35 protein-coding genes are annotated in these 23256 nt (G+C 68.0%); 2 read left to right on the top strand and 33 right to left on the bottom strand.

The window, feature by feature from the left end:
• Positions 1-7: 7 nt before the first annotated feature.
• Positions 8-946 (top strand): DUF389 domain-containing protein, encoded by a 939-nt coding sequence (locus PZB75_RS19875; RefSeq protein WP_275536647.1) that lies wholly within the window; start codon positions 8-10, stop codon positions 944-946.
• A gap of 134 nt (positions 947-1080) precedes the next feature.
• Here the strand turns inward: PZB75_RS19875 and glmM are convergent, their stop codons facing one another.
• The 4 genes from glmM to PZB75_RS19855 form a co-directional block, all read right to left on the bottom strand.
• A complete protein-coding gene (gene glmM, locus PZB75_RS19870) occupies positions 1081-2439 on the bottom strand; it encodes a phosphoglucosamine mutase (RefSeq protein ID WP_275536646.1) in 1359 nt (452 codons plus the stop codon).
• Between the two features lie 177 nt (positions 2440-2616).
• Complete coding sequence (gene rpsI, locus PZB75_RS19865; RefSeq protein ID WP_275538775.1) at positions 2617-3117, bottom strand: 30S ribosomal protein S9; 501 nt, start codon at positions 3115-3117, stop codon at positions 2617-2619.
• Between the two features lie 82 nt (positions 3118-3199).
• Positions 3200-3643, bottom strand: coding sequence for a 50S ribosomal protein L13 (gene rplM, locus PZB75_RS19860; RefSeq protein ID WP_275536645.1), 444 nt, complete (start codon positions 3641-3643; stop codon positions 3200-3202).
• Between the two features lie 268 nt (positions 3644-3911).
• On the bottom strand, positions 3912-5534 hold the full coding sequence (locus PZB75_RS19855) for an ATP-binding cassette domain-containing protein (protein WP_275536644.1): 1623 nt from the start codon (positions 5532-5534) through the stop codon (positions 3912-3914).
• Between the two features lie 93 nt (positions 5535-5627).
• Between PZB75_RS19855 and PZB75_RS19850 the strand changes: the two genes are divergently transcribed.
• Positions 5628-6485: a hypothetical protein gene (locus tag PZB75_RS19850; RefSeq protein ID WP_275536643.1), complete on the top strand. Its 858-nt coding sequence runs from the start codon at positions 5628-5630 to the stop codon at positions 6483-6485.
• On the opposite strand, the gene truA is transcribed toward PZB75_RS19850, so the two are convergent.
• The 29 genes from truA to rplD form a co-directional block, all read right to left on the bottom strand.
• Positions 6450-7313 carry a tRNA pseudouridine(38-40) synthase TruA gene (gene truA / locus PZB75_RS19845; protein ID WP_275536642.1) on the bottom strand — a complete coding sequence of 288 codons (864 nt, stop codon included), beginning with the start codon at positions 7311-7313 and terminating at the stop codon, positions 6450-6452. The two genes, PZB75_RS19850 and truA, sit on opposite strands and share 36 nt — an antisense overlap.
• Before the next feature lie 108 nt (positions 7314-7421).
• Complete coding sequence (rplQ, locus tag PZB75_RS19840) at positions 7422-7949, bottom strand: 50S ribosomal protein L17 (RefSeq protein WP_275536641.1); 528 nt, start codon at positions 7947-7949, stop codon at positions 7422-7424.
• A gap of 322 nt (positions 7950-8271) precedes the next feature.
• Entirely contained in the window at positions 8272-9294 is a 1023-nt protein-coding gene (locus PZB75_RS19835) for a DNA-directed RNA polymerase subunit alpha (protein WP_003966937.1), read from the bottom strand.
• A gap of 200 nt (positions 9295-9494) precedes the next feature.
• The gene (gene rpsK / locus PZB75_RS19830) at positions 9495-9899 is read right to left on the bottom strand and encodes a 30S ribosomal protein S11 (protein ID WP_275536640.1); all 405 of its coding nucleotides are present in this window, start codon (positions 9897-9899) and stop codon (positions 9495-9497) included.
• Positions 9900-10004: 105 nt separating this feature from the next.
• The gene (rpsM, locus tag PZB75_RS19825) at positions 10005-10385 is read right to left on the bottom strand and encodes a 30S ribosomal protein S13 (protein ID WP_275536639.1); all 381 of its coding nucleotides are present in this window, start codon (positions 10383-10385) and stop codon (positions 10005-10007) included.
• A 195-nt stretch (positions 10386-10580) separates the two neighbouring features.
• Complete coding sequence (rpmJ, locus tag PZB75_RS19820) at positions 10581-10694, bottom strand: 50S ribosomal protein L36 (RefSeq protein WP_003956441.1); 114 nt, start codon at positions 10692-10694, stop codon at positions 10581-10583.
• Between the two features lie 60 nt (positions 10695-10754).
• Positions 10755-10976 (bottom strand): translation initiation factor IF-1, encoded by a 222-nt coding sequence (gene infA / locus PZB75_RS19815; RefSeq protein ID WP_014047798.1) that lies wholly within the window; start codon positions 10974-10976, stop codon positions 10755-10757.
• 388 nt (positions 10977-11364) lie between these two features.
• Positions 11365-12201: a type I methionyl aminopeptidase gene (map, locus tag PZB75_RS19810; protein ID WP_275536638.1), complete on the bottom strand. Its 837-nt coding sequence runs from the start codon at positions 12199-12201 to the stop codon at positions 11365-11367.
• Between the two features lie 126 nt (positions 12202-12327).
• Positions 12328-12987: an adenylate kinase gene (locus PZB75_RS19805; protein WP_275536637.1), complete on the bottom strand. Its 660-nt coding sequence runs from the start codon at positions 12985-12987 to the stop codon at positions 12328-12330.
• Complete coding sequence (secY, locus tag PZB75_RS19800; RefSeq protein WP_275536636.1) at positions 12987-14306, bottom strand: preprotein translocase subunit SecY; 1320 nt, start codon at positions 14304-14306, stop codon at positions 12987-12989. Before secY ends, PZB75_RS19805 begins: the two co-directional genes overlap by 1 nt.
• Before the next feature lie 222 nt (positions 14307-14528).
• Positions 14529-14984, bottom strand: a complete 456-nt coding sequence (gene rplO, locus PZB75_RS19795) for a 50S ribosomal protein L15 (RefSeq protein WP_275536635.1) — start codon at positions 14982-14984, stop codon at positions 14529-14531.
• Position 14985: 1 nt separating this feature from the next.
• Positions 14986-15168: a 50S ribosomal protein L30 gene (gene rpmD, locus PZB75_RS19790; RefSeq protein ID WP_275536634.1), complete on the bottom strand. Its 183-nt coding sequence runs from the start codon at positions 15166-15168 to the stop codon at positions 14986-14988.
• Positions 15168-15773, bottom strand: coding sequence for a 30S ribosomal protein S5 (gene rpsE, locus PZB75_RS19785; protein WP_056796577.1), 606 nt, complete (start codon positions 15771-15773; stop codon positions 15168-15170). Before rpsE ends, rpmD begins: the two co-directional genes overlap by 1 nt.
• A gap of 47 nt (positions 15774-15820) precedes the next feature.
• Positions 15821-16204, bottom strand: coding sequence for a 50S ribosomal protein L18 (gene rplR, locus PZB75_RS19780; protein WP_275536633.1), 384 nt, complete (start codon positions 16202-16204; stop codon positions 15821-15823).
• A 2-nt stretch (positions 16205-16206) separates the two neighbouring features.
• On the bottom strand, positions 16207-16746 hold the full coding sequence (gene rplF / locus PZB75_RS19775; protein WP_275536632.1) for a 50S ribosomal protein L6: 540 nt from the start codon (positions 16744-16746) through the stop codon (positions 16207-16209).
• A gap of 21 nt (positions 16747-16767) precedes the next feature.
• Positions 16768-17166, bottom strand: a complete 399-nt coding sequence (gene rpsH, locus PZB75_RS19770; protein WP_275536631.1) for a 30S ribosomal protein S8 — start codon at positions 17164-17166, stop codon at positions 16768-16770.
• Positions 17167-17388: 222 nt separating this feature from the next.
• Positions 17389-17574, bottom strand: coding sequence for a type Z 30S ribosomal protein S14 (locus PZB75_RS19765; RefSeq protein WP_024491590.1), 186 nt, complete (start codon positions 17572-17574; stop codon positions 17389-17391).
• Positions 17575-17576: 2 nt separating this feature from the next.
• Positions 17577-18134: a 50S ribosomal protein L5 gene (rplE, locus tag PZB75_RS19760; protein WP_275536630.1), complete on the bottom strand. Its 558-nt coding sequence runs from the start codon at positions 18132-18134 to the stop codon at positions 17577-17579.
• A complete protein-coding gene (rplX, locus tag PZB75_RS19755) occupies positions 18134-18457 on the bottom strand; it encodes a 50S ribosomal protein L24 (protein WP_275536629.1) in 324 nt (107 codons plus the stop codon). The genes rplE and rplX overlap by 1 nt, the downstream gene beginning before the upstream one ends.
• A gap of 2 nt (positions 18458-18459) precedes the next feature.
• The gene (gene rplN, locus PZB75_RS19750; RefSeq protein WP_003966950.1) at positions 18460-18828 is read right to left on the bottom strand and encodes a 50S ribosomal protein L14; all 369 of its coding nucleotides are present in this window, start codon (positions 18826-18828) and stop codon (positions 18460-18462) included.
• A gap of 106 nt (positions 18829-18934) precedes the next feature.
• Positions 18935-19219, bottom strand: coding sequence for a 30S ribosomal protein S17 (gene rpsQ / locus PZB75_RS19745; RefSeq protein ID WP_275536628.1), 285 nt, complete (start codon positions 19217-19219; stop codon positions 18935-18937).
• Complete coding sequence (gene rpmC, locus PZB75_RS19740; protein ID WP_275536627.1) at positions 19219-19443, bottom strand: 50S ribosomal protein L29; 225 nt, start codon at positions 19441-19443, stop codon at positions 19219-19221. The genes rpsQ and rpmC overlap by 1 nt, the downstream gene beginning before the upstream one ends.
• A complete protein-coding gene (gene rplP, locus PZB75_RS19735; RefSeq protein WP_014047785.1) occupies positions 19443-19862 on the bottom strand; it encodes a 50S ribosomal protein L16 in 420 nt (139 codons plus the stop codon). Before rplP ends, rpmC begins: the two co-directional genes overlap by 1 nt.
• A 5-nt stretch (positions 19863-19867) precedes the next feature.
• Positions 19868-20710, bottom strand: coding sequence for a 30S ribosomal protein S3 (gene rpsC, locus PZB75_RS19730; protein ID WP_275536626.1), 843 nt, complete (start codon positions 20708-20710; stop codon positions 19868-19870).
• Entirely contained in the window at positions 20710-21057 is a 348-nt protein-coding gene (gene rplV / locus PZB75_RS19725; RefSeq protein ID WP_026290933.1) for a 50S ribosomal protein L22, read from the bottom strand. The genes rpsC and rplV overlap by 1 nt, the downstream gene beginning before the upstream one ends.
• Before the next feature lie 42 nt (positions 21058-21099).
• Positions 21100-21381: a 30S ribosomal protein S19 gene (gene rpsS / locus PZB75_RS19720; protein WP_023539342.1), complete on the bottom strand. Its 282-nt coding sequence runs from the start codon at positions 21379-21381 to the stop codon at positions 21100-21102.
• Between the two features lie 12 nt (positions 21382-21393).
• A complete protein-coding gene (gene rplB, locus PZB75_RS19715; protein ID WP_030914137.1) occupies positions 21394-22230 on the bottom strand; it encodes a 50S ribosomal protein L2 in 837 nt (278 codons plus the stop codon).
• A 48-nt stretch (positions 22231-22278) separates the two neighbouring features.
• Positions 22279-22602, bottom strand: a complete 324-nt coding sequence (gene rplW, locus PZB75_RS19710) for a 50S ribosomal protein L23 (RefSeq protein WP_275536625.1) — start codon at positions 22600-22602, stop codon at positions 22279-22281.
• On the bottom strand, positions 22602-23252 hold the full coding sequence (rplD, locus tag PZB75_RS19705; RefSeq protein ID WP_275536624.1) for a 50S ribosomal protein L4: 651 nt from the start codon (positions 23250-23252) through the stop codon (positions 22602-22604). The genes rplW and rplD overlap by 1 nt, the downstream gene beginning before the upstream one ends.
• Positions 23253-23256: the final 4 nt, after the last annotated feature.

The raw sequence follows: 23256 nt of genomic DNA, 5'->3' as shown, positions 1-23256 counted from the left end.
GAGCGGTGTGCTGCACCTGCGTCTGATCGTCCCCACCGGGCTCACGGACGACGTGGTACGTCTCCTGGAGCAGGCCACCGGTACCGCGCACCTGGTGGTGCTGCCCGGCGCCGCGCGCTCACCCGCCGGTGACGTGGTGCTCTGCGACGTCGCGCGCGAGGCGGCCGACGAACTGATCGGGGAGCTGCGCGGGCTCGGGCTCGGCCGGACCGGGGCGATCACCGCCGAGAGCCTGGAGCTGACGCTCTCCGCAGACGCGGACCGGGCCGAGGCGGCGGCGCCCGGCGAGAGCTCGGACGCGGTGCTGTGGGAGGAGCTGACGGAGGTCACCCACGAGGAGTCGGCGTTCAGCGTCACCTACGTCGCGTTCCTGTCGCTGGCGACGATGCTCGCGGCCTGCGGTGTGATGCTCGACAACGCGGTCCTGATCGTGGGCGCGATGGCGGTGGGACCGGAGTTCGGCCCACTGGCGGGGATGTCCACGGCGATCGTGCAGCGCGCCCCGCGCCTGGTGGCGCGGTCGTTCTGGGCGCTGATCGGCGGCTTCGCGGTGGCCGTGGCGCTGACCGCGGGGTTCGCCCGGCTGCTGAACTCCTTCGGCCTCTTCACGGCCGCCATGGTGGAGGCGGACCGGCCGAACACATCGTTCATCTGGCAGCCGGACTGGATCTCGTTCGTGGTGGCGCTCCTGGCGGGCATCGCCGGGACGCTCTCCCTCACCTCGGCCAAGTCGGGCGCGCTGATCGGTGTGGCGATCTCGGTGACCACGGTCCCGGCAGCCGCGAACGCGGCGGTGGCCTTCAGCTACCAGGATCTCCAGCAGACCTGGGGATCGGGCGCGCAGCTGCTGGCGAACCTGGGCGGGATCGTCCTCGCGGGCACCTTGACGCTGCTGGCCCAGAAGGGCCTGTGGGCGCTCACCCGGCGCGGCGGCCGGGCGGGATGACGGAGCCGCCCGGCGGCCCCCCGGCGCGGATCACCGCACCGCCGGGGGCCGCCGGGCGGCCGGTGCCGACCTCCCCCCGACGAAGCCGCGAGCGGTGTCGCGGGCTCCCTGTCGTGGGGGAGGCCGTGAGCCCACTACCCGAGGGCGGACTTCACCACATCTGCCAGCCGCTCGGCCACCGAGCGGGCGTGCTCGATGTCGGCGGCCTCGACCATCACCCGTACCAGCGGCTCGGTGCCCGACTTGCGCAGCAGTACGCGGCCGGTGGCGCCCAGCTCGCGCTCCGCCTCGGCGACCGCCACCGCCAGCTCCGACGACGTGCCGACGCGGGACTTGTCGACGTCGGGCACGTTGATGAGGACCTGCGGCAGCCGCTCCATCACCCCGGCCAGATCGGCGAGCGTACGGCCGGTGGCGGCCACCCGGGCCGCCAGCATCAGACCGGTCAGCGTGCCGTCCCCGGTCGTCGCGTGGTCCAGGACGATCACGTGGCCGGACTGCTCGCCGCCCAGCGCGTACCCCTCGGCCTTCATCGACTCCAGGACGTAACGGTCACCGACGGCGGTCTGGACGAGCTGGATGCCCTCCCGCTCCATCGCCATCTTGAAACCGAGGTTGGACATCACCGTGCCGACGACGGTGTCCTTGCGCAGCTGCCCGGCCTCACGCATGGCGAGGGCCAGTACGGCCAGGATCTGGTCGCCGTCGACCTCCTCGCCCGCGCCGTCCACGGCCAGGCAGCGGTCGGCGTCACCGTCGTGCGCGATGCCGAGGTCGGCGCCGTGCTCGACGACGGCGTTCCTCAGCAGGGCCAGGTGGGTGGAGCCGCAGCCCTCGTTGATGTTCAGCCCGTTCGGCTCGGCGCCGATCGTGATGACCTCGGCGCCGGCCCGCGCGAATGCCTCGGGCGAGACCCGGGCGGCGGCGCCGTGCGCCTCGTCCAGGACGACCTTCAGACCGTCGAGCCGGTTCGGGAGGACCCCGATGAGGTGGGCGACGTACCGGTCGAAGCCCTCGGTGTAGTCGGTCACCCGGCCGACCCCGGCGCCGGTGGGCCGCGCCCACGGGGCACCGGTGCGGTGCTGGTCGTAGATCGTCTCGATCCGGACCTCCAGCTCGTCGGGGAGCTTGTGACCGCCCCTCGCGAAGAACTTGACCCCGTTGTCCGGCATCGCGTTGTGGCTGGCGGAGAGCATCACGCCCAGGTCCGCGCCCAGCGCCCCGGTCAGATAGGCGACGGCGGGGGTCGGCAGCACGCCGACGCGCAGCACGTCCACGCCCGCGCTCGCGAGACCCGCCACGACGGCGGCCTCCAGGAACTCCCCGGACGCGCGGGGGTCACGTCCGACCACCGCTGTGGCCCGATGGCCTTCGAACGTGCCCGCTTCGGCGAGTACGTGCGCCGCGGCGACCGACAGACCGAGCGCGAGCTCGGCCGTGAGATCCGCGTTGGCGACACCGCGCACGCCGTCCGTGCCGAAGAGTCGTCCCACTGGTGTCCTCCGAAAATGCTCCGAAAACCCAAAAAGAAAGCAAGCCAAAGCAGGCGAGGCGTGGCAAGTCTATGAACGTCTTATGCCGTTATACGCCTACGGGGGTCGATAAACGAACGCCCCGACGGCACAGAGTGTGCCGCCGGGGCGGGCGTGTAACGCGGATGAGCAGGCGGTTTAGCGCTTGCTGTACTGCGGGGCCTTACGGGCCTTCTTGAGACCGGCCTTCTTGCGCTCGACCGCACGGTCGTCGCGGGAGAGGAAGCCGGCCTTCTTCAGCGGGGCGCGGTTGTTGTCCACGTCCGCCTCGTTCAGCGAGCGGGCCACGCCGAGGCGCAGGGCACCGGCCTGACCGGAGATGCCGCCACCCGAGATGCGGGCGATGACGTCGTAGCGGTTGTCGAGTTCGAGCACCTTGAAGGGCTCGTTGACTTCCTGCTGGTGCACCTTGTTGGGGAAGTAGTCCTCAAGGGTGCGACCGTTGATCTTCCACTTGCCGGTGCCCGGGACGATCCGGACGCGGGCGATGGCGTTCTTGCGACGGCCGAGGCCGGCCGCGGGCTGCGGGTCGCCGAAGCGGGACGCCAGCGACTCGCTGGTGTACTCGCCCTCGACGGGGACCTCGGACTCGAAGGTGGTGACCTCCGCGAAGGTCTCCTCGCCCTCGGTGCCCGCCACGTCCTCGGTGGTCGTCTCAACAGTGGTCTCGGCCACGATTCTCCTCAGATCTTTCTTTACGTCTTTGGGGGGAGGCCGGAAACTACTGCGCGACCTGGGTGATCTCGAACGGGACCGGCTGCTGGGCAGCGTGCGGGTGCTGGTCGCCCGCGTAGATCTTCAGCTTCGAGAGCATCTGACGACCCAGGGTGTTCTTGGGGATCATGCCCTTGATGGCCTTCTCGACGGCCTTCTCGGGGCTCTTGGCGAGCAGCTCGTCGTAACGGACGGAGCGGAGACCACCCGGGTAACCGGAGTGGCGGTACGCCATCTTCTGGGTCTTCTTGTTGCCGGAGAGGTGGACCTTCTCGGCGTTGATGATGATGACGAAGTCGCCCATGTCCATGTGGGGGGCGTAAATCGCCTTGTGCTTGCCTCGGAGGAGGTTCGCTGCCGTAGTCGCCAGACGACCCAGGACGATGTCCTGCGCGTCGATGACGTGCCACTGGCGCGTCACATCTCCGGGCTTGGGGCTGTACGTACGCACGGTCGTAGCCTTCGCTTCTTCAGTGAGTGAGTCCTGACAAGGCCACCCGGACGATCGACAGCCTAGACCGCACATCGGGGACGCAACCCGAGTGCTTGCCGCTGGTCATCGGCCCGGTGGACCGGCGTAAGGGCCCCTCGCGTGAGAACGACCAAGCCAATACGCATAACAAACCAGAAGGCTACCGCTGCTCCCCCACGCGGGTCAAAACGGCCCCCCGCGCCGCCCGGCCCGCCCGTCACGGCCCGTCCGTCACGCCACGCCCACGTCAGCGGGCCCGGACCACCCGCCGCTCGTCCCACACCGGCTCCGTCGACTCCCGTACCACCCCGTCCGACCCGAAGACCAGGTACCGGTCGAAGGACTTCGCGAACCACCGGTCGTGCGTGACCGCCAGCACCGTCCCGTCGTACACCTCCAGGCCGTCCTGCAACGCCTCGGCCGACTCCAGGTCCAGGTTGTCCGTCGGCTCGTCCAGCAGCAGCGCCGTCGTCCCCGCCAGCTCCAGCAGCAGGATCTGGAACCGCGCCTGCTGTCCGCCGGACAGCTTCTCGAACGCCTGGTCCCCCTGCCGCTCCAGCTCGTACCGCCGCAGCACGGACATCGCGCCGCCCCGGTCCTTGGCGTGCTCCGACCACAGGATCTCGACGAGCGTCCTGCTCAGCAGCTCCGGATGCGCGTGCGTCTGCGCGAAGTGCCCCGGCACCACCCGGGCGCCCAGCCGCCACGTCCCGGTGTGCGCGACCGAGGTGTCCCCCGCCAGCAGCCGCAGGAAGTGCGACTTCCCCGAACCGTTCGAACCGAGGACGGCGACCCGCTCCCCGTAGTAGATCTCCAGGTCGAAAGGCTTCATCAGCCCGGTCAGCTCAAGACCCTCGCAGATCACCGCCCGCACCCCGGTCCGGCCGCCCCGCAGCCGCATCTTGATGTCCTGCTCGCGCGGCGGCTCCGGCGGCGGCCCGGCGTCCTCGAACTTCTTGAAGCGGGTCTGCATCGCCCGGTAGCGCGACGCCATGTCGGGACTGTTCGCCGCCTGCTGCCGCAACCGCAGGACCAGCGCCTTCAGCCGGGCGTGCTCCTCCTCCCAGCGCCGCAGCAGCTCCTCGAAGCGGGCGAACCGCTCCTTGCGCGCCTGGTGGTACGTACCGAATCCGCCACCGTGCACCCACACGTCCGAGCCCGCCGGGCTCGGCTCCACACTGACGATCTTCTCGGCGGCCCGGGACAGCAGCTCCCGGTCGTGCGAGACGAACAGCACGGTCTTACGGGTCTCCTTGAGCTTCTCCTCAAGCCACCGCTTGCCCGGCACGTCCAGATAGTTGTCCGGCTCGTCGAGCAGCAGCACCTCGTCCGGCCCGCGCAGCAGCGCCTCCAGGACCAGCCGCTTCTGCTCACCGCCGCTGAGCGTGCGCACCTCACGCCACTGCGCCTTCTCGTACGGGACACCGAGCGCCGCCGTCGTGCACATGTCCCACAGCGTCTCGGCCTCGTACCCGCGCACCTCCGCCCAGTCGCTCAGCGCCTGCGCGTACGCCATCTGCGCGGCCTCGTCGTCGACGGTGAGGATCAGCTCCTCGGCCCGGTCGACCGCCCGCGCCGCCTCCCTGATCCTGGGCTGGGCGACCGACACCAGCAGGTCCCGGACGGTCCGCTCGTCCCGCACCGACCCCACGAACTGCGGCATCACACCGAGCCCGCCGCTCACCGACACCGAACCGCCGTGCGGCTGGAGCTCCCCCGCCAGCAACCGCAGCAGCGTCGTCTTCCCCGCGCCGTTGGCCCCGACCAGGGCGACCACCGCGCCGTCCGCGACCCGGAACGACGCGTCGCCGAGCAGCACCCGCCCGTCCGGTAGGTAGTACTCCAGATGACCCGCCTCAAGATGTCCCATACCGAGCATTGTCACGGCCCGGGAAGCGTTCGCCCAACCGGATTACGGAGCATGACGGCCCGGCCCCTGAGCGAGGTCGTTAGGATGCGCCGCATGAGCTTTGGGGATGGGGGGCCCTCCTGGGGGCCAGGGGGCGGACAGACCCCGGACTGGGCGGCGCTCGCGGAGGAGTCGGCGGCCCGCGCCCGGCGCAGGAAGTGGCTGATGATCGGCGGCGGGGCGCTCGCCACGGCCGCGGTGGCGGCGATCGTCGCGACCGCCGTCATCTCGGCCCACGGCGACGACTCCGGGGCTTCGGGCAGGAACGCGAGCGCGCTGCCCTCGCCCGCCGACCTGCCGGCCGAGCCCACCGGCCCCGAACCGTCGTTCTCGTCGGTCGCCCCGCTCCCCCCGCCGAACCCGATGGACTTCATCTCCAGCGCCGGCAAGGACAAGGCACCGCTCGGCGCCGACACCCTCTTCCCCGGCAGGAAGCTCACCATGGGCGACCGCGTCTACCTCAAGGGCGCCACGAACCGGGTCACGAACTGCGCCACGGCCACCCAGGGCGACCTCGGCACCGTCCTCGTCGCACACGGCTGCGACCAGGTCATCCGCGCCACGTACAACAAGGACGGCGTCGCCGTCACCGTGGGCGTGGCCGTCTTCGCGACCGCCGACAAGGCCAAGCGCGCCGCCGAGGAGGCCACCGGCGGCATCGCCTCACTGAGCGGAGCGGGCGTCCCCACCTTCTGCCGGGGCGGCGCGGTCTGCCGCCGCACCGCCAACTCCTACGGCCGGTACGCCTACTTCGCGGTCAGCGGCTTCGTCAGCGGCAAGAGCGTCAGCAAGGGCGACCAGGGCGTCTTCACCGTCGGCGACGATCTGACGGACTTCACCGTCCGCCAGATCCACCACCGCGGCGAGGCCCAGGCGTCAGCAGCAGCCACCGCCGCCGCCACCGGGCAGTGACCGCACGTTGCGGGCCTCCTTGCTCCGCGCGGCCAGCAGCTCGTCGGCGGGATAGGCGACCTCCTCCAGCGTGAGACCGTGCGGACGCACCACGTGCACCGCGGAGTCCCGCACCCCGGCGGCCAGCACCCGTGCGGGCCACCCGGCCGGCCGGTGCCCGTCGCCGACGAACAGCATGGCGCCCACCAGCGCCCGCACCATGTTGTGGCAGAAGGCGTCGGCCCGCACGGTCGCCGTGATGATCCCGGACACCTCATCCCGCTCCCAGCTCAGCCGCTGGAGCGTACGGATCGTCGTCGCGCCCTCGCGCCTGCGGCAGTACGCGGCGAAGTCGTGCTCACCGGTCATCCCGGCCGCCGCCGCGTTCATCGCGTCCACGTCCAACGGCCGGTCGCACCACAGCACATGACCGCGCAGCAGCGGATCGACCCCACCGGGCCGGTCCGAGACCCGGTACGCATACCGCCGCCACAGCGCCGAGAACCGCGCGTTGAATCCGGCGGGCGCCTCGGCGATCCGACCGATCCGGACGTCCTGCGGCAGCCGCCCCGCCATCCGCCGCAGCAGCTTGTCACCGTGCTCGGCCCACACCTCGGCCGGCAGGTCGACGTGCGCCACCTGTCCCCGGGCGTGCACTCCGGCGTCGGTCCGCCCGGCCACCGTCAGCTCGTACGTCCGCGAGGACCGCGTCACGGTCCGCAGCGCGTCCTCGATGTCCCCCTGCACGGTCCGCCTGCTCGTCTGCTTCGCCCACCCGGAGAAGTCCCGGCCGTCGTACGAAAGGTCCAGCCGTACCCGGACCAGGCCGGGCCCCACTTCGTCACTCACCCAACGATCCTCTCAAGCCGCCGCCGTACCGCCCCATGACGCCCCATGCGGAACGGGCCCGCACCGCCCCGAAGGGTGATGCGGGCCCGTCCTGTGATCTCGGAACGCTCAGGCGTCCTTCGACTCCGCGTCGTCGGCGGGCTTGGCGTCCTCGACCGGCTTCGCGTCCTCGACCGGCTTCGCGTCCTCGACGGGAGCGGCGTCCTTCTTGAGGGCGTCCTCCTTGACCGCGCGCTTCGTCGCGGCCTCGGCCTCACCGGTGGCGGCCTGCGCCACGGTCAGCGCCTCGACCAGCTCGATGACGGCCATCGGGGCGTTGTCGCCACGACGGTTGCCGATCTTGGTGATACGGGTGTAACCACCGGGGCGGTTCTCGTACCGGGGGGCGATCTCGGTGAAGAGCGTGTGCACGATGCTCTTGTCCGTGATCGTCTGGAGCACCAGGCGACGGTTGTGGATGTCGCCCTTCTTGGCCTTGGTGACCAGGCGCTCGGCGACCGGACGCAGCCGGCGGGCCTTGGCCTCGGTCGTGGTGATGCGGCCGTGCTCGAACAGTGCCTTCGCGAGGTTCGCGAGGAGCAGACGCTCGTGCGCGGCGCTGCCGCCCAGACGGGCACCCTTGGCGGGCTTCGGCATGGTGTTTCTCCTTGTGTGCTGCACCGGCCGTATCAGGTACCGGTGTCAGTTCCCGTGAGGCGGCTGCCCCCCGGAAGTGCTGGGCGGGAACCCGCGCGACGCGGGCCCCCGCCCCAGAACTCGTCCTACTGGTGCCGCTCCCGGCAGTGATTGCCCCGAAGGAGCGTCGTCCGGCGCGTGCGATCGCAAGGCGGCCGGAAGTCCTGGAGGGGGTCCCCCTGGTCCTCAAGACCTTGGGGGAAGAGCTACCAGGGCTTTCGGCCAACGCGGCGACCGTGCGTGCTGGACGGCGCGACGGGGCGAAGCTTGCCGGAAGGCGGCACTAGTACTGCTCGGTCTCGACGAAACCGGCGTCCGCGTCGTCGTCCGCGCCGAAGGCGTCGGCGGCGGCGGTCGGGTCGAATCCGGGCGGGCTGTCCTTGAGCGCCAGGCCCATACCGGCCAGCTTCGCCTTGACCTCGTCGATCGACTTCGCACCGAAGTTGCGGATGTCGAGCAGATCGGCCTCGGAGCGCGCCACGAGCTCGCCCACCGAGTGGATGCCCTCGCGCTTCAGGCAGTTGTACGACCGGACCGTGAGCTCCAGCTCCTCGATCGGCAGCGCCAGATCGGCGGCGAGCGCGGCGTCCGTCGGCGACGGGCCCATGTCGATGCCCTCGGCGTCGATGTTGAGCTCGCGCGCCAGACCGAACAGCTCGACCAGGGTCTTACCGGCCGACGCCATGGCGTCACGGGGACGCATGGCCTGCTTGGTCTCGACGTCGACGATCAGCTTGTCGAAGTCGGTGCGCTGCTCGACACGGGTCGCCTCGACCTTGTACGTGACCTTGAGCACCGGCGAGTAGATCGAGTCGACCGGAATCCGGCCGATCTCCTGGCCCACCTGCTTGTTCTGGACGGCCGAGACGTAGCCGCGACCGCGCTCGACGGTCAGCTCCATCTCCAGCTTGCCCTTGCCGTTCAGCGTGGCCAGGACCAGGTCCGGGTTGTGCACCTCGACACCGGCGGGCGGCGCGATGTCCGCGGCGGTGACCAGGCCGGGGCCCTGCTTGCGCAGGTACATCACGACCGGCTCGTCGTGCTCCGAGGAGACGACCAGCTGCTTGATGTTGAGGATGAGGTCGGTGACGTCCTCCTTGACGCCCGGCACGGTGGTGAACTCGTGCAGGACACCGTCGATACGGATGGACGTGACGGCCGCACCCGGGATCGAGGAGAGGAGCGTACGACGCAGGGAGTTGCCGAGGGTGTAACCGAAGCCCGGCTCCAGCGGCTCGATCACGAACCGGGAGCGGAACTCGTCGACGACCTCTTCGGTCAGCGACGGACGCTGAGCGATCAGCATGAGGAATGGCCTCCAGAATCTTCGGCGCCCACTATTTGACGCCGTAGGTACTACAAGGGTACGGGCGGCCCGCCCCGAAAGGGACGTGCCGCCCGGACCGACGGGCCCGCTGCTACTTCGAGCGGGACCCGACGATCAGCTGTTCCGGCGCCCGGCGGCCGATCACTCGGCCGGCCCGGTGCCCGGACAGGTGGTACGGATCAGACGCGGCGACGCTTGGGCGGACGGCAGCCGTTGTGCGGCGTCGGGGTGACGTCCTGGATCGAGCCGACCTCAAGACCGGTGGCCTGGAGGGAGCGGATCGCGGTCTCACGGCCGGAGCCGGGACCCTTGACGAAGACGTCCACCTTGCGCATGCCGTGCTCCTGCGCGCGGCGGGCGGCCGACTCGGCGGCCATCTGCGCGGCGAAGGGGGTGGCCTTGCGCGAGCCCTTGAAACCGACGTGACCGGCGGAGGCCCACGAGATCACGTTGCCCGCGGGGTCCGTGATCGAGACGATCGTGTTGTTGAACGTGCTCTTGATGTGCGCGAGGCCGTGAGCGACGTTCTTCTTTTCCTTGCGGCGCACCTTCTTGGCTGCGCCCTGACGTCCCTTGGGGGGCATGTCTTTACTCCTGCGTGGAGGTGGTCGGTCCTACAGCGAAGACCGCTTGTTGCTGCGGAGGTCTGAGGGAAGACCCTCAGGAGGCCGCAGTGCGTCCGCTGAGGACTACTTCTTGCCCGGCTTCTTCTTACCGGCGATGGCGCGACGCGGGCCCTTGCGGGTACGCGCGTTGGTGCTGGTGCGCTGGCCGTGGACCGGGAGGCCGCGACGGTGGCGCAGACCCTGGTAGCAGCCGATCTCGACCTTGCGGCGGATGTCGGCCTGGATCTCGCGACGAAGGTCACCCTCGGTCTTGAGGTTGGCGTCCACGTACTCGCGGATCTTGACCAGATCCTCTTCCGCGAGGTCACGGACGCGGGCGTCGGGGTTCACACCGGTGGCGGCGAGAGTCTCCTTCGCCAGGGTGCGGCCGATGCCGAAGACGTAGGTGAGGGCAACCTCCACGCGCTTTTCGCGCGGGATGTCAACACCTGAAACGCGTGCCATTCAATGGCTCCTGTTGAATATCGGGGGTCTTCCGCAGAACCGCTCCCGGCCGCCGACCTCTCCTCGAAAGGGAGGTGGTACGCCCGGGTCCCCGGCCCCCGCCGGAGGTGCCGTCAGCCGTGGCTTGGACGGGTTCTGCGTATGTACGAATTACGTGCGTCGCGCGAAGTGCTGCGAGATGCAGGGGGTCGTGCGTCAGCCCTGGCGCTGCTTGTGGCGCAGGTTGTCGCAGATGACCATGACCCGGCCGTGGCGGCGGATCACCTTGCACTTGTCGCAGATCTTCTTGACGCTCGGCTTGACCTTCATGGGATGTCAGGTTCTCCGGGTCAGTGCCACCACCCCGCCGGAGCGGGATGCGGGCAAGATCTACTTGTACCGGTAGACGATCCGGCCACGCGTCAGGTCGTACGGAGACAGCTCCACCACGACCCGGTCATCGGGAAGGATTCGGATGTAGTGCATCCGCATCTTGCCGCTGATGTGCGCGAGGACCTTGTGACCGTTCTGGAGTTCCACCCGGAACATTGCGTTCGGGAGGGACTCGATCACGGTGCCCTCAATTTCGATGGCACCTTGCTTCTTGGCCACGCTTCGCCTTTCGAATCGGCTACCTTGATCGAATCTCGCTGCCGAGTGCGGACACACGGATACACGAGAGCCGACGCGTCAGTCTACGACAGCCCGATCGAAAAGACGAATCCGAGGAGTGTGCCCACCTGCGGTGATCCTTAGACGTCCGACACCCCCGCGCATCCCCGACACGTCCCACCTCCACGCCTCCCCGCGCGCCCCCCGCGGATCGGCGCCGAAGCGCCTCACAGGCTTCGGACCGCCGCGCGGACTCCGCCCGCCCCGACTTCAGCCCAGCGGATTCGGGGCCACCTCGATCCCGACCCCTCCCCCTGCGACCCTCGCGGATCGCGCCGAAGCGCCTCACAGGCTTCGGACCGCCGCGCGGACTCCGCCCGCCCCGGCCTCAGCCCAGCGGCTCCGGCGCCGCCTCGATCCCGTACTGCGCGAGCTTCGCGCGACCGCAGTCCGGGGACGTCAGGACCAGCGGGCCCTGTTCGGTGATGGCCACCGAGTGCTCCCAGTGCGAGGACCAGCTGCCGTCCGTCGTGATGACGGTCCAGTCGTCCTCCAGCACCTCGGTCCGCGCCGTCCCCAGCGACACCATCGGCTCGATGGCCAGGCAGAGGCCGGGGACCAGCTTGACGCCCTTGCCGCGCTTGCGGGAGACGTAGTTCAGCAGATGCGGGTCCATGTGCATCTCGGTGCCGATGCCGTGGCCGCCGTAGTCCTCGATGATCCCGTACTTGCCGCTCGCCGGGCGGGGCTGGCGGCGGATGTAGGACTCGATCGCCTTCGAGATGTCGACGAGCCGGTTGCCCGACTTCATCGCGGCGATCCCGGCCCACATGGACTCCTCGGTCACGCGCGACAGCTCGATCAGCTCCGGCGCGTGCCCCGTGCCGACGAAGACGGTGTACGCGGCGTCGCCGTGCCAGCCGTCGATGATCGCGCCGGCGTCGACCGAGATGATGTCGCCGTCCTTCAGGACGGTCTTCTCGTCCGGGATGCCGTGCACGACGACCTCGTTCACCGAGGTGCAGATGGTCGCCGGGAAGCCGCCGTAGCCCAGGAAGTTCGACGTGGCGCCGTGGTCGGCGATCACCTTGCGGGCGACCTGGTCGAGGTCGTGGGTGGTGGCGCCGGGCACGGCCGCCTCACGGGTGGCGGCGTGAATGGCGGCGACCACCAGCCCCGCCTCGCGCATCTTCGCGATCTGCTCGGGGGTCTTGATCTGCACCATGTGCGCGGCGCCTCTCTGCATCGGACGGTGACGGCTGCGGCGTACTCAACGATACGGCGCAAACGGTCGGCCGCGGCGCCCTCGGGCGCCGCGGCCGACCGTGATGAAACAGGTGACGGGTTCTGCTCAGACCTCGTCGGACTTCTTGAGAGCCACCATGGCCCGCTCGGTCACCTCGGTGACCTTGCCGAGCGCGGAGATGGTGACCACCAGGTTCTGGGCCCGGTAGTAGTCGATGATCGGCTCGGTCTGCGTGTGGTAGACCTCCAGCCGGGTCCGTACCGTCTCCTCGCTGTCGTCGTCCCGCTGGTACAGCTCGCCGCCGCAGAGGTCACAGACACCCTCGGTCTTCGGCTTGTTGTACGCCACGTGGAAGACGTGCGCGCTGTCGTTGCGGCAGATGCGGCGGCCGGCGATGCGCTTGACCACCTCGTCCTCGGGGACTTCCAGATCGAGCACGGCGTCCAGCTGTACGCCCTCGCTCTTCAGCATCTCGTCCAGCGCCTCGGCCTGTCCCACGTTCCGCGGGAAACCGTCGAGCAGGAAGCCGTTCACGGCGTCCGACTGCGACATGCGGTCCTTGGCCATGGCGATGGTGACTTCGTCCGGCACCAGCTGCCCCGCGTCCATGAAGGCGCGGGCCTGCTTGCCAAGGTCGGTGCCCTGGCTGATGTTGGCGCGGAAGAGGTCGCCCGTTGAGATGTGCGGAATCGACAGGTTCTTGGCAAGGTACGCGGCCTGCGTTCCCTTGCCGGCACCGGGCGGCCCGACGAGGACGATTCTCATCAGCGGAGGAACCCTTCGTAATTGCGCTGCTGGAGCTGACTCTCAATCTGCTTCACGGTTTCCAGACCCACACCCACGATGATCAGGATGCTCGTCCCGCCGAACGGGAAGTTCTGGTTCGCGCCCCCGAAGCCTGCCAACGCCATCGTCGGCACCAGAGCGATCAGGCCCAAGTACAGCGAGCCCGGCCAAGTAATCCTGTTGAGCACGTAGCTCAGGTACTCGGCAGTAGGTCGACCGGCCCGGATACCCGGGATGAAGCCACCATACTTCTTCATGTTGTCGGCGACTTCCTCGGGGTTGAACGAGATCGCCACATAGAAGAATGCGAAGAACACGATCAGGAGGAAGTACGTGACGATGTAGTACGGATGGTCACCCTTGACGAAGTGGTCCTTGATCCACGTGGCCCAGCCGGCCGTCGAGTTCGAGAACTGGACCACCAGGGCCGGGATGTAGAGCAGCGAAGAAGCGAAGATCACGGGGATCACGCCCGCCTGGTTGACCTTCAACGGGATGTACGTCGATGTACCCCCGTAGGAACGACGGCCGATCATGCGCTTCGCGTACTGGACCGGAATCCTGCGCTGGGCCTGCTCGACGAAGACCACGAGGGCCACCATCACGAAGCCGATCAGGATGACGGTGCCGAACTCGATCCAGCCGTCGGCGAGCTTGCCGCTCTCCTTGATGGCCCACAGCGAGCCGGGGAAGCTGGCGGCGATCGAGATGAACATCAGGATCGACATGCCGTTGCCGATGCCGCGGTCGGTGATGAGCTCACCGAGCCACATGACGGCGGCGGTGCCCGCGGTCATCGTGATGACCATGACGACCGTCGAGAACATCGACTTGTCGGGGACGATCTGGTCGCCGACCGGGCAGCCGCTGAAGAGAGCGCCGCTGCGGGCGGTCGCCACCAGGCCGGTTCCCTGGAGGATGGCGAGCGCGACCGTCAGGTAACGCGTGTACTGCGTGATCTTGCCCTGACCGGACTGACCCTCCTTCTTGAGGGCCTCCAGCCGGGGGATGACGACGGTCAGCAGCTGAAGGATGATGCTGGCCGTGATGTACGGCATGATGCCGAGCGCGAAGATCGTGATCTGCAGCAGTGCACCACCGCTGAACATGTTCACCAGGCCGAAGAGGCTGTTGTTGCCCTTACTGGCGTGATCAACACAGGTCTGGACGTTCTCGTAGCTCACTCCCGGGACCGGGATGTGTGCCCCGAGCCGGTAGAGCACGATGATGCCGAGCGTGAAGAGCAGCTTCTTGCGCAGGTCGGGCGTCTTGAACGCCCGGGCGAAGCCGGTGAGCACGGTGCCTCCTGCGACCCCCGCGCAAAGCGTCAGAGGCGGGTCTTGAGGATCGACGAATACGGGATCAGTGGGAGTCCGGGGGATGTCCCCCAGGCGTAATACAGCAAGAACGGACGCCACCTTACCGGCGACCATGCCCCCCTAGGAACGACCAACCGGGGATGCCCCATATGAGAGGCATCCCCGGTCGGATGTTCAGTCCATCGAGTTGTCCGAGTTGTCTCAGACGAGCTCGGTGACGCTGCCGCCCGCGGCGGCAATCTTCTCCTTGGCGGAGCCGGAGACGGCGTCAACCGAAACCTGCAGCGCCACGGAGATCTCGCCCTGGCCAAGGACCTTGACGAGGTGGTTGTTGCGCACGGCGCCCTTGGCGACCAGACCGGCCACCGTGACCTCTCCACCCTCGGGGTAGAGCGTCGCGAGCTTGTCCAGGTTCACGACCTGGTACTCCGTGCGGAACGGGTTCTTGAAGCCCTTGAGCTTCGGGAGACGCATGTGGAGGGGCATCTGCCCACCCTCGAAGCGCTCCGGAACCTGGTAACGGGCCTTGGTGCCCTTGGTACCACGACCGGCGGTCTTACCCTTGGACGCCTCACCACGACCCACACGGGTCTTGGCGGTCTTGGCGCCCGGGGCGGGCCGAAGGTTGTGGGCCTTCAGCGGGCTGTTCTCCGCCATGTCAGTCGACCTCCTCAACCGTCACGAGGTGGCGGACGGTCTGAGCCATTCCGCGGAACTCGGGGCGGTCCTCCTTGACGACCACGTCGTTCAGGCGCTTGAGCCCGAGCGAACGCAGGGTGTCGCGGTGGTTCTGCTTGCTGCCGATGTACGACTTCGTCTGCGTGATCCTGAGGCGAGCCATTACGCACCCGCTCCCGCACGCGCACGGAGCAGAGCCGCGGGAGCGACGTCCTCGAGGGGCAGACCGCGGCGGGCCGCGATCTCCTCGGGACGCTGCAGGCCCTGAAGGGCCGCCACGGTCGCGTGCACGATGTTGATCGGGTTCGAGGAACCGAGCGACTTCGACAGGATGTCGTGGACGCCGGCGCACTCGAGGACGGCGCGCACCGGGCCACCGGCGATCACACCGGTACCGGGGGAAGCCGGCTTGAGCAGAACGACGCCCGCAGCCTTCTCGCCCTGGATCGGGTGAGGGATGGTGCCCTGGATGCGCGGAACCTTGAAGAAGCTCTTCTTGGCCTCTTCAACGCCCTTGGCGATGGCCGCGGGAACTTCCTTGGCCTTGCCGTATCCGACACCGACGGTGCCGTCACCATCGCCCACCACGACCAGCGCGGTGAAGCTGAAGCGACGACCACCCTTCACAACCTTGGCGACGCGGTTGATCGCGACGACGCGCTCGACGTACGCGGTCTTCTCGGCGGCGCTGGCGCCACCGTCACGGCCCTTCCGGTCCCGCCGCTCGCCGCCACCGGCACCGCTTCCGCGGCGCTGGGGTCCAGCCATTGGAATTACCTCTCTCTGTTACGTCCGCTGTGCGTAGGAACCGGGGCTTAGAACTTCAGCCCGGCTTCACGGGCGGCGTCAGCCAGAGCGGCAATCCGCCCGGCGTACTGGTTGCCACCGCGGTCAAACACGACGGCCTCGACGCCTGCGGCCTTGGCACGCTCGGCGACCAGGGCCCCGACCTGCTTGGCCAGGGCGCTCTTGTCACCCTCGGTGCCACGGATGGACGAGTCCAGGGTCGAAGCCGACGCGAGCGTGTGGCCCGCGATGTCGTCGATGACCTGGGCGACCATGTGGCGGTTGGAACGCGTCACAACCAAGCGCGGCCGCTCCGGCGAACCGGAGATGTGCTTGCGGACGCGGATGTGGCGGCGCTTGATGGCGGCACGCTTGTACGCGTCGCCCTTGGCGATCTTCACACCGTATGCCATGGCTACTTACCAGCCTTTCCGACCTTGCGGCGGATGACCTCGCCCGCGTACTTGACGCCCTTGGCCTTGTACGGGTCGGGCTTCCGCAGCTTGCGGATGTTGGCGGCTACCTCGCCGACCTTCTGCTTGTCGATGCCCTCGACCGAAAGCTTCGTGGGCGATTCGACCTTGAAGGTGATGCCTTCCGGAGCCTCGACGACGACCGGGTGGCTGTAGCCCAGGGCGAACTCCAGGTTGGAGCCCTTCGCCTGGACGCGGTAACCGACACCGCTGATCTCGAGCGCCTTCACATATCCCTGGGTCACACCGGTGATCATGTTCGCCACCAGCGTGCGGGACAGGCCGTGGAGAGCCCTGTTCTGACGCTCGTCGTTCGGGCGGGTGACGTTGAGAACGCCGTCCTCACCCTTGGTGACCTCGATCGGCGCGGCGACGGTGTGCGAGAGGGAGCCCTTGGGGCCCTTCACGGCGACCGTGCGGCCATCGATGGTGACGTCCACACCGGCGGGAACCTGGATGGGGAGCTTGCCGATTCGCGACATTAGCTTTTCCTCCGTTCCCGACTACCAGACGTAGGCGAGGACTTCCCCACCTACGCCCTTCTTGCTGGCCTGCTGGCCGGTCAGGAGACCGTGGGACGTGGAGATGATCGCCACGCCCAGGCCGCCGAGGACCTTCGGCAGATTGGTGGACTTCGCGTAGACACGCAGACCCGGCTTCGAGATCCGCTTGATGCCGGCGATCGAGCGCTCGCGGTTCGGGCCGAACTTCAGCTCGAGGACGAGGTTCTTGCCGACCTCGGCGTCCTCGACCTTCCAGCCGGTGATGAAGCCCTCCTGCTGGAGGATCTCCGCGATGTGCGACTTGATCTTGCTGTGCGGCATCAGGACGGAGTCGTGATACGCCGAGTTCGCGTTACGCAGACGCGTGAGCATGTCTGCGATGGGATCAGTCATGGTCATGAATTGGCCTTCGGCCTCTCTCGCCGGGGTTTCCTGTATGCGCCATCCCTCTCCCCACTCAGTGGCGGGACGGGTGCGGTGCGGGGACCTACGGCGTAGTAAGTCGGTCAGGGCGGCAGGCGCCCAACCCTGCAAGCCTACGGCATGCGGGGCGGGGCTCCTGCCGACCAGATGCTTACCGAGAGCTTCCGGAATCCTCAACGCCCGAGGGGCGAAGGAGAATTACCAGGAGCTCTTGGTCACGCCCGGCAGCTCGCCACGGTGAGCCATCTCACGAAGGCACACGCGGCACAGGCCGAACTTGCGGTAGACGGAGTGGGGCCGGCCGCAGCGCTGGCAACGGGTGTACCCGCGCACGCCGAACTTCGGCTTGCGGGCGGCCTTAGCGATCAGGGACTTCTTCGCCACGGTCAGTTCTCCTTGAACGGGAAGCCGAGGTGACGAAGGAGGGCACGACCCTCGTCGTCGTTGGTCGCCGTGGTGACCACGGTGATGTCCATGCCCCGGACCCGGTCGATCTTGTCCTGGTCGATCTCGTGGAACATGACCTGCTCCGTGAGACCGAAGGTGTAGTTGCCGCGGCCGTCGAACTGCTTCGGCGACAGACCACGGAAGTCACGGATACGCGGCAGCGCGAGCGACAGCGTACGGTCCAGGAACTCCCACATCCGGTCACCACGAAGGGTGACGTGGCAGCCGATCGGCTGGCCCTCGCGCAGCTTGAACTGCGCGATGGACTTGCGGGCCTTGGTGACGGCCGGCTTCTGGCCGGTGATCGTGGTGAGGTCGCGCACGGCGCCGTCGATCAGCTTGGAGTCGCGGGCGGCGTCGCCCACACCCATGTTGACCACGATCTTGACCAGACCGGGAACCTGCATGACGTTCTCGAAGGAGAACTCCTCACGCAGCTTGCCGGCGATTTCCTCGCGGTAGCGCGTCTTGAGACGCGGCGCAGTGGTGGCAGTCATCAGATGTCCTCACCGGTCCGCTTGGCAACGCGGATCTTGTTGCCCTCGTCGTCAAAGCGGTAGCCGACGCGGGTGACGACCTTGTTGCCGTCCTTCTCCACGACCAGCTGTACGTTGCTGACGTGAATCGGGGCCTCGGTGGTGACGATGCCACCGGTCTGCGAGCCGCGAGCCGTCTGACCGGCCTTGGTGTGCTTCTTGACCCGGTTGACACCCTCGACGAGGACGCGGTCGAGCGTGGGGTAGGCCACGATGACCTTGCCCTGCTTGCCCTTGTCCTTACCGGTGATGACCTGAACCAGGTCGCCCTTCTTGATCTTCATGCTTACAGCACCTCCGGCGCGAGCGAGATGATCTTCATGAACTTCTTCTCGCGCAGTTCCCGGCCCACGGGGCCGAAGATGCGGGTGCCGCGGGGGTCGCCGTCGTTCTTCAGAATGACGGCTGCGTTCTCGTCGAAGCGGATGTACGAGCCATCCTGACGACGACGCTCCTTGACGGTGCGAACGATGACGGCCTTGACGACGTCACCCTTCTTCACGTTGCCACCGGGGATCGCGTCCTTGACGGTGGCCACGATGACGTCACCGATGCCCGCGTAGCGGCGACCCGAACCGCCGAGAACACGGATGGTGAGGATTTCCTTCGCACCCGTGTTGTCGGCGACACGAAGTCGCGACTCCTGCTGGATCACGTCTGTCTCCTGATCGTCTGCCGGTTCCCGGCGGGGCCGCGTACGTCACGCGCACGCGGCCCCACCGAGCCTGGCGGAACCTGCCCGAGGGAATACCCCTCAGGAATTACTTGGCCTTCTCGAGGACCTCGACGATGCGCCACCGCTTCGTCGCGGACAGCGGCCGGGTCTCCATGATGAGGACGCGGTCGCCGACGCCGGCGGTGTTCTGCTCGTCGTGGGCCTTGAGCTTGTTCGTACGGCGGATGACCTTGCCGTACAGGGCGTGCTTGACGCGGTCCTCGACAGCGACGACGACGGTCTTGTCCATCTTGTCGCTGACGACCAGACCCTCACGGGTCTTGCGGAATCCGCGGTCGGTGTTGGTCTCAGTCACAGTCTTCTCGCTCATCAGGCGCTCTCCACCGTCTCGATGCCCAGCTCACGCTCGTGCATCAGGGTGTAGATCCGGGCGATGTCCTTACGGACGGACTTGAGCCGGCCGTGGTTCTCGAGCTGTCCGGTCGCCGCCTGGAAGCGGAGGTTGAACAGCTCTTCCTTGGCCTCGCGAAGCTTGTTGAGAAGCTCCTCGTTGCCCAGCTCGCGCAGCTCGGACGCCTTGGTACCGGCCGACATCACGACTCACCTGCCTCGCGCCGAACGATCCGGCACTTCATCGGAAGCTTGTGAGCAGCGCGGGTGAGCGCCTCACGAGCAATCTTCTCGTTCGGGTAGGACAGCTCGAACATCACCCGACCGGGCTTGACGTTCGCGATCCACCACTCGGGAGAACCCTTACCGGAACCCATGCGGGTCTCGGCGGGCTTCTTCGTCAGGGGGCGGTCCGGGTAGATGTTGATCCAGACCTTGCCGCCACGCTTGATGTGGCGGGTCATCGCGATACGAGCTGCCTCGATCTGGCGGTTCGTCACGTACGCCGGGGTCAGCGCCTGGATGCCGTACTCGCCGAACGCAACCTGCGTACCACCCTTGGACATACCGCTGCGCTTCGGGTGGTGCTGCTTGCGGTGCTTGACCCTACGGGGGATCAGCATTTCGGTCAGGCCTCCGTTCCGGTGCTCTCAGCAGCCGGAGCGGCAGCGGCGGGAGCCTCGGCCTTGGGGGCCTCGGCAGCCGGAGCCGACTGCTGCTGCGGCTTGCGACCGCGACCGCCACGCTCGCCACCGCGGCCACCGCGGCCGGCCGGACGGTCGGTGCCGCCTCGGGCCGGACGGTTGCCGGCGCGGGCAGCGGCGTTCTCGGCGCGGACCTCGGCGATGTTCTTGACGTCGCCCTTGTAGATCCAGACCTTCACGCCGATGCGGCCGAAGGTCGTCTTGGCCTCGAAGAAGCCGTAGTCGACGTTCGCGCGGAGCGTGTGCAGGGGCACGCGGCCCTCGCGGTAGAACTCCGAGCGGGACATCTCGGCGCCGCCGAGACGACCGCCGCACTGGATCTTGATGCCCTTGGCGCCCGCCTTCATCGTGCTCTGCATGCTCTTGCGCATGGCACGACGGAAGGAGACACGGGAGGAGAGCTGCTCGGCGACGGCCTGGGCCACCAGCTGAGCGTCCACCTCGGGGTTCTTGACCTCGAGGATGTTCAGCTGGACCTGCTTGCCGGTCAGCTTCTCCAGCTCGCCGCGGATGCGATCGGCCTCGGCGCCGCGGCGACCGATGACGATGCCCGGACGGGCGGTGTGGATGTCAACGCGGACGCGGTCGCGGGTGCGCTCGATCTCGACCTTCGAGATACCGGCCCGCTCCATGCCCTTCGTCATCATGCGACGAATGGCGACGTCTTCCTTGACGTAGTCCTTGTACAGCTTGTCGGCGTACCAACGGGACTTGAAGTCCGTGGTAATGCCGAGCCGGAACCCATGCGGGTTAACCTTCTGGCCCATTACCGGGTTCCTTCCTTGCTGCTGACGACCACGGTGATGTGGCTGGTCCGCTTACGGATCCGGTAGGCACGGCCCTGAGCACGCGGACGGAACCGCTTCAGGGTCGGGCCCTCGTCCACGTAGGCCTCGCTGATGACCAGCGAAGAGGCGTCCGGGTGATCGTAGTTGTGTGCGGCGTTGGCGATGGCGCTGTCGAGCACCTTGCCAACCGGCACGCTCGCGGCCTGCGGGGCGAAACGCAGGACCGCCTGAGCCTCCGTGGCGTCCATGCCACGGATGAGGTCCACCACGCGGCGGGCCTTCATGGGCGTGACGCGGATGTACCGCGCCTGGGCCCTGGCTTCCATGGTTGTCCCTTCGGTGTGAGTCATAGTCGTTTCCACCCCGCCTTAGCGGCGCTTCGACTTCCGGTCGTCCTTGACGTGGCCGCGGAAGGTGCGAGTCGGCGAGAACTCGCCGAGCTTGTGGCCGACCATGGACTCGGTGACGAACACCGGGACGTGGATCTTGCCGTTGTGCACCGCGATGGTGTGGCCCAGCATGGCCGGGATGATCATCGAGCGACGGGACCAGGTCTTGATGACGTTCTTGGTGCCTGCTTCGTTCTGTACGTCCACCTTCTTGATGAGGTGGCCGTCGACGAAGGGCCCCTTCTTGAGACTGCGCGGCATCTAAACCCGCTCCTAGCGCTTCTTGTTCGTCTTGCGGCGGCGGACGATGTACTTGCTGGACGCCTTCTTCGGCGAGCGAGTACGACCCTCCTTCTGACCCCACGGCGAGACCGGGTGACGTCCACCGGAGGTCTTGCCCTCACCACCACCGTGCGGGTGGTCAACCGGGTTCATCGCGACACCGCGGACGGTCGGGCGGACGCCCTTCCAGCGCATGCGGCCGGCCTTGCCCCAGTTGATGTTCGACTGCTCGGCGTTGCCGACCTCACCGATCGTGGCGCGGCAGCGGGCGTCGACCAGGCGGATCTCACCCGACGGCATACGAAGGTGGGCCATGGTGCCCTCCTTCGCCAGCAGCTGCACGGAGGCACCCGCGGAACGGGCGAACTTCGCGCCGCCGCCGGGCCGCAGCTCGATGGCGTGGATGGTCGTACCGACCGGGATGTTGCGCAGCGCCAGGTTGTTGCCGGGCTTGATGTCGGCGGCCGGGCCGTTCTCGACACGGTCGCCCTGCGACAGGCCACGCGGCGCGATGATGTAGCGCTTCTCGCCGTCGGCGTAGTGCAGGAGCGCGATGCGCGCGGTGCGGTTGGGGTCGTACTCGATGTGCGCGACCTTGGCCGGCACACCGTCCTTGTCGTGACGACGGAAGTCGATCACCCGGTAGGCGCGCTTGTGGCCGCCGCCCTGGTGGCGAACGGTCACACGACCGGCGTTGTTACGGCCGCCCTTGCTGTGCAGGGGGCGGACCAGCGACTTCTCCGGCGTGGACCGCGTGATCTCGACAAAGTCGGCGACGCTGGAGCCACGACGGCCCGGGGTCGTCGGCTTGTACTTGCGGATACCCATTTCTCAGTCCTCGGAAGATTCCGGACTTCTCAACGATCCGATCCCCCGTCAGGAGGTCGGGCCGCCGAAGATGTCGATACGGTCGCCCTCGGCGAGGGTCACGATGGCGCGCTTCGTGTCGGCGCGCTTGCCGAAGCCGGTCTTGGTGCGCTTGCGCTTACCCTGCCGGTTGATCGTGTTGACCCCGGTGACCTTGACCGAGAAGACCGCTTCGACGGCCTGCTTGATCTGGGTCTTGTTGGTGCCGGGCGCGACGATGAACGTGTACTTGTTCTCGTCGAGCAGCGCGTAGCTCTTCTCGGAGACAACCGGCTTGACGAGAACGTCGCGCGGGTCCGTGAAGGTCTTGCTGGTAACGGTCGCCTCGCTCATCAGGCGTCGCTCCCTTCGGTCTCAGCGGTCTGGGGGCCAGACACGAAGGACTCGAAAGCGGCCTGGGTGAAGACCACGTCGTCAGAGACGATCACGTCGTACGTGTTCAGCTGGCCCGGCTCCAGGATGTGCACCTGGGGCAGGTTGCGTGCGGACAGCCACGCGGCCTCGTCGGCGCGGTCGACGACCAGGAGCAGGTTGCTGCGCTCCGAGATCTTGCCGAGCAGCGTCTTGGCGGCCTTGGTGGAAACCCCACCCTCGACCACGCCGGTGACGACGTGGATGCGGGAGTGACGCGCCCGGTCGGAGAGGGCACCGCGGAGGGCGGCGGCCTTCATCTTCTTCGGGGTGCGCTGCGAGTAGTCACGCGGCTGCGGGCCGTGGACGACGCCACCGCCGACGAACTGCGGCGCGCGGGTCGAGCCCTGGCGGGCGCGGCCGGTGCCCTTCTGGCGGTACGGCTTCCGGCCGCCACCGCGGACTTCGCCGCGACGCTTGGTCTTGTGCGTGCCCTGACGGGCCGCGGCCAGCTGTGCGACAACGACCTGGTGGATCAGCGGAACGCTGGTCTTGGCGTCGAAGATCTCCGCGGGGAGGTCGACGGTACCGGCCTTGTCGCCTGCCGGCGAAAGGATGTCAATGGTGCTCATTACC

The organism is Streptomyces sp. AM 4-1-1, assembly GCF_029167625.1.
In the GTDB taxonomy this organism is placed as follows: Bacteria; Actinomycetota; Actinomycetes; order Streptomycetales; family Streptomycetaceae; genus Streptomyces.
Note: the sequence above shows the minus strand (reverse complement) of the source record. Positions and strands in the feature narration are given on the sequence as shown.